This window comes from Enterococcus sp. HMSC061C05, assembly GCF_001814765.1.
Taxonomy (GTDB): Bacteria; Bacillota; Bacilli; order Lactobacillales; family Enterococcaceae; genus Enterococcus_B; species Enterococcus_B lactis.
The window spans coordinates 114,370-125,558 of record NZ_KV817733.1; the positions used below are offsets into that span (position 1 = coordinate 114,370).

Consider the following 11,189-nt stretch of genomic DNA (forward strand, 5'->3'; position numbering starts at 1 on the left):
CCTTTCTATTTGTCTGTTAAGACTTTTGTGAAACTATTGTTCTATTTCTAATAAACGTTCAAATTGTTCACGTACTTGTGGCACGTCCAAACCAACTATTACTTGAAAAGCATTGCCGTTTCTCACTACACCGTGTGCTCCACCTTCTTTAAAAATCGTATCTTCTAAAACCAACATTTCATTTTTTACAGTTATTCTCAAGCGTGTAGCACAATTTGTGACTTTTTCAATATTGTCGGCCCCTCCAAAACCTTCTAAATAAACAGCAGCTTGATTCTCATATACATTTTCAATTTCTGTTTTTGAAGTTTTCCTCTCTTTTTCTTTGTAATCTTTTTTAGTATATAATCTAACAGCGTCGGTATTCTCTTCTCTTCCCGTAGTAGCAATATCAAATTTGAGAATCAGGTATCGGCACACAACAAAATAGATCCCTGTAAAAGCTAGCCCAATCACTAGTTGAGTAAAGATCATCCCTTTATGGTTTTGGAATAATGGAATCCAGACTTTCACGAACAAGTCAATAAATCCACCACCAATATCCCCTACCACGCCAAAACCATACATTATTGCCGCCATTGTAGCAGCCAAAAATGAATGAACAGCAAATAATGGTGGAGATATAAATAAAAACGTAAACTCTAACGGCTCAGTGATACCTGCCAAAACAGCTGTCAAAGTGGCGGGGATCAGGATCGTCAGCACTTTTTTCTTATTCTCAGACCTTGCAGTGAAGTAAAACGCTGCGGCAATACCTGGAGAAGCGAATATCTTTGAATTCCCGTGCAAAGCAAAACCGCCTTCTGGAAAAAGCTGCTTAAGTGGCTGTTCGCTGCGAGCAAACTCCTGAAGATGTGTCATCCAGTATCTCGCAATCCCTTCTTCTACTACTGCTGGACCAAATGCAAAGGGTGCATAAATAAAATGATGCAAACCGGTTGGAATCAAAATACGTTCTAAAAAAGTGTAAAGCCAGACACCAAAGATACCAGCACCTGCTAAGAAACCTTGCAATGAACTAATTGCCAACTGGATTTTGGGCCAGATAAGGCAGATCAAAAATGCAATAGGCAACATGACGAAAAAACTAATAATCACAACAAATGATGACCCTTGGTAGATCCCTAAAAAATCCGGCAGCTTTTTATCAAAGAATCGATTATGCAGATACACTACAACAGCTGAAATCAAGATTGCCCCTATAATTCCTGTATCCAATGTTTTGATACCCGCAATCATTTTCAGTCCACTCGCACCGCCCGGGTCAGCAGAAAAATCAACACCAAAAAATCCGCTATAAAAGCCTAACATAGTAGAAATGAAATAATTACAAGTAATATAGACTACAAATGCTTCCATCACTGCTCTAGCACTTGCTTTTTTAGCTAATCCGATAGGTAATCCAATAACAAACAACAACTCCATTTGATTGAATACGGTCCAAGCACCACTTTCAACCACTGACCAGATCGAATACCATGCTGTTCCTTCTGTAGCAATACTCCCCACTAACATTGGGTTTTTGAAGATGATACATAAAGCCACCATGATACCCGAAAAAGAAAAAAGCAAAACCGGTGTAAACATAGCTCCACCAAAGCGTTGAACCTTTTCCATCATAATAATAAGTCAACTCCTTCCGTGCATATCTTGTGTCGCAGATTTAGTATAAGCACAAAAGAAACCGGTTACAATAGCTATTACACTTTAAGAAACTTGATTTCAATAATAGTTCTTAGGTAGCAGATAATGGGAAATTTCCCTAAATACATAAACAAAAGACAGATTTAATCAATGTATAGAAATTTTTGTCTACGCTTCTCCTTTAACCAGAGAAATTTAGAATTATGCTATACTAGTATTAATTAAAGTGATGAGGTGTTTTATATGAAAAAGTTAGGGTTTATTTTAGCGTCGATCTCCTTATTCCTTGTAGGATGTACATCTGCTAGTAAAGAAACCAGTGAGTCATCTGCGACCGCAGTCAAAAGTTCCATCAGACAAACTAGTTCAGCTGAAAAATCAAGTACACAGAAATCAGCTTCTTCTGAATCGGATGCATCTTCAACCACCAGCAAACTTTCAGAGTCCAACCCTTCTTCTATATCTAGTGATACGGTTGACACGAGTCTTTCTTCTTCCACAGCAGACACATCCTTCTCACAGTCTTCTCAGTCAGTAGATCCGTTAGCAGGATATTCTGATCTGCAAATTGAGTACGCACGCATTTGGTTGGCTATCAAGGGTAATACTTTTAAAGATGCATCAGGCGATTTTGAACTACATGTTATTCATTATCCGGCAGGAACACCTATCGATCCCTATGATGCAGGGAGCGTAGGTTATCCAAAAGACGTAGTTATGCTTACTGGGAAATACGGCTACCAAGGAATTCTAGTGTATTCTAGTAACCACGACGGGACGATCACTAGTTATCCAGTTCCTTCACATTGGCAAATGCCTGCAGATCAAGCCTCTGACCCAGCATTCATTAAAAAAGCAACTCAAGAAATCATTGATCATGCATCTGTGGTTGTTATTCCTACAGGCAACCCAAATGACGTGAAACAGTTAATCGATGTGACAGTTATAGATAATTAAACTTTCTAATATGTTATACAAAAAGAAGCTGACAGCATTTTGTCAGCTTCTTTCACTTTCTTTTCTATAGTTTTTTTGCTGGTCTTTGATAGGCTGGTCCTTAGTGTGTCGAATGGTTGCATAGATAGTCTTTTCTGCAGAAACACTTCTAGCATTATTAGGACATTTAACGTTATTATCAAATTGTAATTGTGCATAGGTTAATTCTTGCTGTTCATTAGAATGACTTAGTGTCATTGATTTTATCTGTGAAAGATTTTTCTTTGTATCTTGTTTCTCAAATTTCTCAAAATGACTTGTTGATCCAGCAGCTTGAACAACTTGTTTTTTCTTTTCTCTTCTTACTGGAAGTGGAATTTTCTTTTTTACGCCTGTATCTTCTATTTCTTTTTTAGCGAGAGCAGGAGCAACTAATTCATCAAGTTTTTGCTTAATATAGCGGTCATTGATAAATGGTGAATTCAAATTTTTCAAAAATGTATCGTATCTAGATGATACTGTTAATCTATTTTTTAATAGATTTAAAACAGCTTGCGTCCAAACTAGCCCATTTTTATGATAGATTTCTAAACTTTTGCTATTAGCGGAAGCCTTCAGTTGTTGTTCGAATACGGAAAAATGGTTAACAAATTCTCTTGATTCTTTTACATTCCCAAATGTTTTTGTAAAAAGACGTGGATCATATTCTTGATTGATATCAAATCTACTAAACCCTTCTAGTTTATCTTGTCCATAATCTATACGTTTCTTCTGAATATATACTTCATTAATGTAAGGTGACCGGAATTTTTCTAGAAAAGAATCAAATTCTTCACGGCTATTCAATTTTTTCTCGCAAAGCTTCAATAAAGCATCGGTCCAAGATAATCCATTTTCATGATATAAAAGATAATTTTTGTTATCAGTTGCTCTGAGTTGCTTCTCAAATATATTAAAATAATATTCAAATTCACTTGGTCTCTTCAACTTATTGAACCTTTTTGCAAACAATTTTGGATCAAATTCTTTGTAAATACTAAAACCTTCGAAGTCATTTATCAAGTTAACTACATCCATAATCTCACTCCATTATCAAAAATATATCTTACTTATATAAGGATAGCAAAACATCTATTTTTATTGCTTCACAATTAGAACTATTTTTTCTTAAATTTGTAAAAAATCATTAAATAAAAACTGTTCTCCTATCAAATCCTCAGCCACAAGTCACAATAGTCATAAACCATGAGAAGCTGTTTTTATTTGGCTGTTCGTATTACTTGATGCAAGGGAGCTTTTTCACAACCTCACGTGGAAAATCCCCTATATTTTTTGCTAAATAAACGTTTGCAAAACAGTCGCTTTTCCGTCTTCTACCGCTACTTCTGCGTAGGCACCGTTGATCAATGTTAGTTGTGGCGGTACATGACCGCAATCAATATCATACAAGATTGGTATGTTCAATTCTTTTGAAAGATCTTCATATACATCCTTCATTCGATAATCTAGCAAATCCTCTGCTGCACTTCTGCCGAACATGATACCCGAGCTGTCCTCAAACCATCCTGCTAGTTTCATCTGAATAAGTGATCTTCTTAAATCAACGGACGATAGCTCACAGTTTTCTAGAAACCACAAGATTGGCTTTCCATCATTATACGTTCTTTTAAACGTTTGGACATCTCCATAAGGTGTACCAATTAAATGTCTGATTGTATCTATACAACCACCTAATAATCGGCCTTTTATCCTTACTGCCTCTCCGCTGATTGATTGCCAATTTGTTGGTTCAGTAAGATGGAAAACTGAAGGTGACGGTTGCTCATGATGCCATTCTTTTTGATATTTTTCAGAAGAATGCTGTAAGATTGATTCTCCTTTGCCTGTTTCTAGCACACTTTTCCACATCGCTGTCGTTTTATCTGAATAATTTCCTCTTAAATCAATAAGGTTGGTCCCATGTGCAGTGGCTATCCCTGTTTTTAATGTGACGGCGAGTAGCAACGTACTAATATCTGAATAACCTACTATCCATTTTGGCTGTAGCGCATCGAAATCGACAGAATCGAGGATCTCAATCAATAATTCTCCTCCCCAAGGTGGAAGAATCATTTGGATATTCTCATCTTGCATCATTTGATTGAATTCATCTGCTCGTTCTCTTGCTGGAGCTGATTTTTCTTTATCTTGCGTCCACAGCGTCTTTCCAGTAACGACATGAAAAGATTTTTCTTCCATACTCTTTATAGCCATTTCTAGTAACAGGTGGTGTTCTTCTGGTACGCCCGATGATGGTGCAGTAATCCCTATCGTTGTACTTTTTCCTAATGACGGATATCTTATCATAATGCTTCCACTCCTAATAAGCACTATTTTGTTTGTTTAGTCGTTGTTTTCATTTGCTGGCATCAAAAACATCGGTATTTTAAGTAGCTGGATGATTTTGTTTAAGTCAATCGTTTTGATGACCATCGTTTGATCTGGTCTCCCTGGTGCAAAAACAAGTTTTTCTTTTGACAATAGTTCTTCGTCAATAATAATCGGTATCTGTTCTTCGTAACCAAATGGAGAAACAGCGCCCTGTTTTTGTCCCGTTTGTTCTTCCATATGTTCTGATGAAACAATAGAAAGCCTTTTACCGATGATCTTTCCTAATGCCTTGAAATCCGTTTGTTTCGTAGTAAAAGTCAGATATACATAGTTATTATCTTTTTTATCTTTTAAGAATAAGCTTTTGGTCTCTGTGCCTGTAAATCCTTGCTCTTTCTTTACCACCAAGGCATCTTCATTTGTATAAATAGCTCGATGATGATACAACTCATAATAAATGTTTGCGTGTGAGAATTTCTTTGCCAAGTCAATCATTTTTATGCCTCTTTTCTATTTTGGTCTTTGAGCCATCTTATCATCAAAATATACCGGATACAATATCGCTTGTTTTCTAATTTATTTTTATACATAACCATTGTTTTTCTGGTAAAATAAATCAAACCACTTAATGGAGGCGTTTTAGAATGGAAAAATTCCGGCTGATTATTGATCAAATAAAAGAAAAAGAAAATCAACAAAAGATCAATGACCTTTTCTCTAAGATAGCGAAGACATATCCCCAGCTAGACACAACTGTAAAATGGAACCAGCCTACCTTTACTGATCATGGTACCTTTATTATTGCATTCAGTTTTGCTAAAAATCATTTTTCCATCGCACCAGAAAAAGCAGCGATTCGTGCCCTTGAAAAGACTATCCAAGAAATTGGTTACATATATACGGATAATGTCATCAAAGTTCCTTGGAAAAGTGCAATCAATTGGGAACTGATTGACCAATTGATTGCATTTAATATTGAAGACAAGAAAGATCATGATAAATTTTGGCGATAAAGCTTTATACAAACAAAACCTGTACTGGCGAAGAATCTATCCATTACCTTGTACAGGCTTTGTTCTATCCTTTTTATCCTCACTGGTTAAACACTTAATTGGCAAAGTATCTGCTGTTTTTATAAGGAGTCTTTCTTGTGCTGAAAAAAATCACTAATACGAATGACCTTGAATTTTCAACTTAGTAAAATTATTTTTCAGCAATTTTCCTGCAAATCTTTTGAATAAGGAAAAAATACGAGAAAATATCAGCAATCTTTCATAATACTATCCATTATTTTCAGGTATATTTAAATATAATATCACTTTAGAAGAGAATGAATTTCTTTAGAGAAAGAAAAGTTAGAATTTTCTGATTCGTTTTTTGCAATGACTTTAAGTGAGATCGTTCTTTCTACATCTCGTGATAAAGCAGCTAACAACCAAACCAATAGAATCATTCACATAGGAGGGTGAACATTGAAAGATTTTTACTCAGTAAATGAATTAGCCGAACAATTAGGTGTTACTACACGTTCTATCAGAAATTATCTTCATGAAGGAAAACTAAAAGGAACAAAGGTCGGCGGACAATGGAAATTTTCTGAACGTAATCTTTTTGAATTTCTTTACGGAGATCAAGCAGATGAAGCAGCAAAAGACATGCAGCGATTCATGCTAGATGCACCAATCACGATGCGTTTCAACCTTCAGTATCGTGATTTTACAGCGATCAATCAATTCCGAGAACAATTAGTCCAGTACCATAACGATGTTTACGCAAATAAAAAAGACCGTCTTTTACAATACGATCTTTATAAAGATAATCATGCGGAGATACTTATAGGTGGTAATTTTAATTATGTAACGAACTTTAGTCAATGGATCAATGGAAAATTATTGATGCAGACAGATATTTCACTTGTTTCTTAGACGATTAAGCGTGCTAGAATTTCCAATGGTGTTGGAAATTCTAGCACGTTTTATAAGTAATCTTTTGCTCTCTTTGTCCTCAAATAAAGACCGTGACCATACTTCCTACTACGATCAGCAACAAGCCGATAATCGTTAATTTTTTTTCTTTTGGTGTCTTATTTTCATGCAGGATGTACATACCGCCTAATGTAGAGATAACTACGTTTAGCTGTGTAATGATATATGCAGTAGCAACCCCATTTTCATTCGCTGAAAAAATATAAGCCAACGCTGACACACTGAAGATGGCTCCAACTATTGTTGCTTTCCAACTCTTATCTTCAGAAAATGCAGTTGGTTTTCGGAAAATCACATAAATAACTGCCCCTAAAAAGACACCGATCATTTGCGGAAAGAAAATGGAAAGTCCGCTTGCATCAACTAGTTTGGGCAATGCACTGTAAACCCAATAACCAATACTTGTTGATGCTAATAGACTGATTCCTTTTGTGATACCGCCTTTTTTTCCAGGATCATCACTGATTGCCGTTAAAGCAGAACCAAATACAAGAAGAATGATCGCTGCTGCACCAATGATTTTCCCCATACTTCCAGACCATTCTCCAAAAGCGAAGACACCAATCAACGAGGTTCCGACTAACTGTAATGCAGTCGAGATAGGCATCGTTTTAGAAACACCAATCAAGTTGAAAGATGTATACTGTCCTGTTTGTCCAATAACCCAAAATGCACCAGAAAGTAAACTAATCAAAAATGTAGTCACTGAAATACCAGCTGGAGAAGCGAATAATTGAACGAGTAAGCCAACGAGCACCGCTCCAATACCAGTTCCTAATATCTCATTTGTTGGTCTGCCGCCAATCTTTTTCAAAATCAGTGGCTGGATCCCCCACCCAACTGCCGGGATCAATGCAATCAATAAACCCATTTTTATTCACCCTTATCCTTTTCCACCTTGGAAAGAAGGATATAAAGTCATCCCACCATCTGCAAATAGTGTAATACCTGTAACATAACTGGATTCGTCTGAAGCCAACCATGCAGCTGCCGCTGCTATTTCTTTTGGTTCACCTACGCGTCCTAGCGGGATCATACTTTCCAAGAGTTCTTTTTGTTCAGGATCATCAAATTTTGCCGCATTAATAGGTGTACGGATAGCGCCAGGTCCTATACTATTGATTCTGATTCCCTTAGGTGCGTACTCCATTGCTACCGTTTCGGTAAATAATTTTACCCCGCCTTTTGAAGCAGCGTAATGAGCAAATGTTGGCCATGGGATTTGTTCATGAACAGAAGACATATTGATGATATTTCCTTTTTTATCATTCTCTGTAAAATAATTCAAAGCTGCTTTCGTTCCGATAAAAACGCCAGTCAAATTGACTTTTAATACTCTTTCCCAATCTTCAAGGCTAAGTTCATGGGTCGGATGCTGATTTTCCATCCCAGCATTATTAACCCAAATGTCCAGTGTCCCAAAATTTTCTAAAGCCGTATCAAGTAAACGCTGTATTCCTTCTTCGGAACTGACATCTGCTTGTACAGAGACTGCTTTTCCGCCTGCTTCTTCGATTGCTTTGACTGCTTTTTCTGCCCCTTCTTTATCCGAATTATAGTTGACGACTACATTCATTTTTTCTTTACCGAATCGTTGAGCAATCGCTGTTCCAATCCCTTTTGATCCGCCAGTTACTACTGCGACTTTGTTTTCTAATTCCTTATACATAGTACCCACTCCTTTTTTATACCTAAACCTGTTATTACGGATAACTTTTATTTCCGCCTTAAAGTGAGTGTACACCAATATATATAGTCTAAAGCAAATGATACGCTCTAGTAATCGTTTTCATCAATTGGTAGCATCCTTCTATTTTTATAAAGAAAGAGGTTGTGACAGAAGTGGTCAGCTTCAAGAAATAAGAAGGAATTGACGAAAATTGCTTTTCAAATTTTTGTGAAATTTCGGCTTATTTCCGAAGAAGCTACTTCTGGAACACCGTTTATTCGGAAAAAGGGCTGTGACAAGACTTTTGCCACAGCCCTTTCATGCACTTATTTATCAACCATTTCGTTGTAATTGCTAGTTATGCATAAAGATTAGCTCTCACGGACATTATTTTATTGCTGAGAAAAATATTCAGCTGTTGCTTGTTCATCCTCCTTGAGTTGTTGAATCAATTCCTCTGCACTTGAAAATTTCACTTGATCTCTTAAAAATTGATTCCAACGTACTTTGACGTGCTCGCCATAGATATCTTGATTAAAGTCCAAAATATACAGCTCTACAGTCAGCTCCCGTCCTTCACCGAATGTATCGTTATGTCCAATTGAACCCATGGCTGGATACCAAGTTTCCCCAATTTTTATTTCCGATACATAAACACCTTCTTTAGGTAAATGGACTGTGCTCTTTACTTTGACATTTGCTGTAGGGAATCCTAATAATCTGCCTCGTGCATCGCCATGAACAACTACCCCTTCCACCTCGTATATGCAACCTAATAGTTTTGCCGCTTCTTTTACTTGACCGCTATCTAGCAATCCTCGAATACGTGTAGAGCTGATTTTTTCGCCTTGTTCTTCTTCTTTAGAGACTGTGACGATTTTGAATCTTCCCTTAGCATATTCAGGAAAATGAGCGACATCTGCAACGTCTTTTGGTCCATAGGTGTAATCAAAACCGGAAACAGCATATTTCGCATGTAATCCTACGATATATTGATCAACAAACTCTTGTGGCGCTAAATGAGCAAAAGAAGAAGTAAAATCGACTTCATATAAATAATCGATACCCAAAGCTGCCATTTTTTCTTCTTTTTGCTTCAGGCTAGTCAAATACTTCACACTGCTAGGATCGATCTTCTTAAAAACAATCGATGGATGTTGATTGAAAGTCATCAATGCTAATTTCAATCCTTCTTTTTGTGCAATTTCCATACCTGTCTTTATGACTTTCTGGTGTCCGATATGCACGCCGTCGAAAAATCCCAGTACTAAAACGACATCGTCTTCTGGAATTTGTTCTGGTTGGTAAGGATGTCTGATCTTGATGATATTCATTCGTTATTCCTCATTTCTCAATACTTTACTAGGTTTTAGTTTATTTTTTTCTTTTGGGTTTGGCTGGTAGATACTTACGACTTTTTCTTTATAAAACAAGGCAATTTCCTCTGAAGGCATTTCTGGGAGCGCAAATACAGTATAATCAAGTCTCATACCGTTTTTTACTTTCTGCCATACCTCATCAGTAATATCTACTCGTTTGAACCGTTCCACTCCTTTTTCAATTGGCAGCAAATACTCATCAATCGTACCTTTTTCTACAGCTTGAGCTACTTCTTCTAATGTTAACGCTTCTTTTTTGGTCATACCGGCACTTGCTGTTCGAGTGAGATCAGACATGTGTGCAGGGTAACCAAGTTTCTTGCCTGTATCCACAGCTAATGTACGGACATAGGTTCCTTTCCCGCATTCTACTTCGAAACGCCAAGAAATGGTTCCTGCCACTTCGTCTCTTGTCAGTTCACTTGTTCGGATAAAACGGTAAATTTGAGCCTTTCTAACAGGCCGCTCCACTGGTTCATTATTCCGTGCATATTCATATAACCGTTTACCGTTTACTTTTACCGCTGAGTACATTGGCGGTATCTGGGTGATCTCACCAATAAATGAAGCCATCACTTCATCTATTTTTTCTTCAGATAAAGACATATCCACTGGTTTTGTTTCTACTCGTTCTCCGGATCGATCTTCCGTCGTTGTACTGAAACCTAGAGTCATCTCGCCCACATAAATTTTCCCAGAATCTGTCAAATATTCGATAACTTTTGTGGCTTTTCCGATACAAATAGGCAATACACCGTCTACATCCGGGTCAAGCGTACCCCCATGTCCGATTTTTTTCGTATGTAAGTTTTTTCTTAATTTGAATACGCAATCATGACTTGTCATTCCGCGTTCTTTCCATAAAGGTAATAACCCGTCCATGTCTTTTCTCCATTTCATTTTTGATTTAACTGAATTATTATAACACATTGCATCTATTACTGACGAATTTGACATCATAATGAACGGTTTTTATTTTTCGGCAATAAAAACGTAACAAAATTCATGCTCATGTAAATAGAAACCATGTTATGCTTTTTTTAAAGGAGGGAATAGAATGGAAGATTTTTTCTTTGCACCATTTGATTGGATTTATGGGTGGCTTACAGGTAAATAGATTGGTTTTCACTTCCCAAAAACGAAAAAAAAAAGACTGGCCATTCTTCCAGTCTTTTTTCCGTTTTTTTTATTTATTTTTTCAGTTTC

At 36.8% G+C, this 11,189-nt stretch carries 11 protein-coding genes; 3 read left to right on the forward strand and 8 right to left on the reverse strand.

Features of this window, described 5'->3' with window-relative positions:
* Window positions 1-33: 33 nt before the first annotated feature.
* Window positions 34-1,620, reverse strand: coding sequence for an alpha-glucoside-specific PTS transporter subunit IIBC (locus tag HMPREF2988_RS04485; protein ID WP_070770067.1), 1,587 nt, complete (start codon window positions 1,618-1,620; stop codon window positions 34-36).
* A gap of 267 nt (window positions 1,621-1,887) precedes the next feature.
* Between HMPREF2988_RS04485 and HMPREF2988_RS04490 the strand changes: the two genes are divergently transcribed.
* Window positions 1,888-2,601 carry a hypothetical protein gene (locus tag HMPREF2988_RS04490; protein WP_070770068.1) on the forward strand — a complete coding sequence of 238 codons (714 nt, stop codon included), beginning with the start codon at window positions 1,888-1,890 and terminating at the stop codon, window positions 2,599-2,601.
* Window positions 2,602-2,643: 42 nt separating this feature from the next.
* Here the strand turns inward: HMPREF2988_RS04490 and HMPREF2988_RS04495 are convergent, their stop codons facing one another.
* From HMPREF2988_RS04495 to HMPREF2988_RS04505, 3 genes are all read right to left on the reverse strand, one after another.
* A complete protein-coding gene (locus HMPREF2988_RS04495; protein WP_070770069.1) occupies window positions 2,644-3,657 on the reverse strand; it encodes a hypothetical protein in 1,014 nt (337 codons plus the stop codon).
* Between the two features lie 258 nt (window positions 3,658-3,915).
* Window positions 3,916-4,926: a S66 family peptidase gene (locus HMPREF2988_RS04500; protein WP_070770070.1), complete on the reverse strand. Its 1,011-nt coding sequence runs from the start codon at window positions 4,924-4,926 to the stop codon at window positions 3,916-3,918.
* Window positions 4,927-4,962: 36 nt separating this feature from the next.
* Entirely contained in the window at window positions 4,963-5,445 is a 483-nt protein-coding gene (locus HMPREF2988_RS04505) for a YbaK/EbsC family protein (RefSeq protein ID WP_070770071.1), read from the reverse strand.
* Between the two features lie 149 nt (window positions 5,446-5,594).
* Between HMPREF2988_RS04505 and HMPREF2988_RS04510 the strand changes: the two genes are divergently transcribed.
* Window positions 5,595-5,963 (forward strand): iron chaperone, encoded by a 369-nt coding sequence (locus tag HMPREF2988_RS04510; protein ID WP_070770072.1) that lies wholly within the window; start codon window positions 5,595-5,597, stop codon window positions 5,961-5,963.
* Between the two features lie 459 nt (window positions 5,964-6,422).
* Window positions 6,423-6,875: a helix-turn-helix domain-containing protein gene (locus tag HMPREF2988_RS04515; RefSeq protein ID WP_002329339.1), complete on the forward strand. Its 453-nt coding sequence runs from the start codon at window positions 6,423-6,425 to the stop codon at window positions 6,873-6,875.
* A 79-nt stretch (window positions 6,876-6,954) separates the two neighbouring features.
* Here the strand turns inward: HMPREF2988_RS04515 and HMPREF2988_RS04520 are convergent, their stop codons facing one another.
* From HMPREF2988_RS04520 to truB, 4 genes are all read right to left on the reverse strand, one after another.
* On the reverse strand, window positions 6,955-7,806 hold the full coding sequence (locus HMPREF2988_RS04520) for a GRP family sugar transporter (RefSeq protein ID WP_002288523.1): 852 nt from the start codon (window positions 7,804-7,806) through the stop codon (window positions 6,955-6,957).
* Window positions 7,807-7,818: 12 nt separating this feature from the next.
* Window positions 7,819-8,604 (reverse strand): glucose-1-dehydrogenase, encoded by a 786-nt coding sequence (locus HMPREF2988_RS04525; protein ID WP_002308914.1) that lies wholly within the window; start codon window positions 8,602-8,604, stop codon window positions 7,819-7,821.
* Window positions 8,605-8,996: 392 nt separating this feature from the next.
* Window positions 8,997-9,938 (reverse strand): riboflavin biosynthesis protein RibF, encoded by a 942-nt coding sequence (gene ribF / locus HMPREF2988_RS04530; RefSeq protein WP_070770073.1) that lies wholly within the window; start codon window positions 9,936-9,938, stop codon window positions 8,997-8,999.
* Window positions 9,939-9,941: 3 nt separating this feature from the next.
* Window positions 9,942-10,865 (reverse strand): tRNA pseudouridine(55) synthase TruB, encoded by a 924-nt coding sequence (truB, locus tag HMPREF2988_RS04535; RefSeq protein ID WP_070770074.1) that lies wholly within the window; start codon window positions 10,863-10,865, stop codon window positions 9,942-9,944.
* Window positions 10,866-11,189: the final 324 nt, after the last annotated feature.

Excerpts from the sequence above, each read along its gene's own strand:
- HMPREF2988_RS04520 (WP_002288523.1), bottom strand. The coding sequence starts at position 7,806 with ATGGGTTTATTGATTGCATTGATCCCGGCAGTTGGGTGGGGGATCCAG.
- truB (WP_070770074.1), bottom strand. The coding sequence starts at position 10,865 with ATGGACGGGTTATTACCTTTATGGAAAGAACGCGGAATGACAAGTCAT.
- HMPREF2988_RS04490 (WP_070770068.1), top strand. The coding sequence starts at position 1,888 with ATGAAAAAGTTAGGGTTTATTTTAGCGTCGATCTCCTTATTCCTTGTA.
- ribF (WP_070770073.1), bottom strand. The coding sequence starts at position 9,938 with ATGAATATCATCAAGATCAGACATCCTTACCAACCAGAACAAATTCCA.
- HMPREF2988_RS04505 (WP_070770071.1), bottom strand. The coding sequence starts at position 5,445 with ATGATTGACTTGGCAAAGAAATTCTCACACGCAAACATTTATTATGAG.
- HMPREF2988_RS04500 (WP_070770070.1), bottom strand. The coding sequence starts at position 4,926 with ATGATAAGATATCCGTCATTAGGAAAAAGTACAACGATAGGGATTACT.
- HMPREF2988_RS04510 (WP_070770072.1), top strand. The coding sequence starts at position 5,595 with ATGGAAAAATTCCGGCTGATTATTGATCAAATAAAAGAAAAAGAAAAT.
- HMPREF2988_RS04495 (WP_070770069.1), bottom strand. The coding sequence starts at position 3,657 with ATGGATGTAGTTAACTTGATAAATGACTTCGAAGGTTTTAGTATTTAC.
- HMPREF2988_RS04485 (WP_070770067.1), bottom strand. The coding sequence starts at position 1,620 with ATGATGGAAAAGGTTCAACGCTTTGGTGGAGCTATGTTTACACCGGTT.
- HMPREF2988_RS04525 (WP_002308914.1), bottom strand. The coding sequence starts at position 8,604 with ATGTATAAGGAATTAGAAAACAAAGTCGCAGTAGTAACTGGCGGATCA.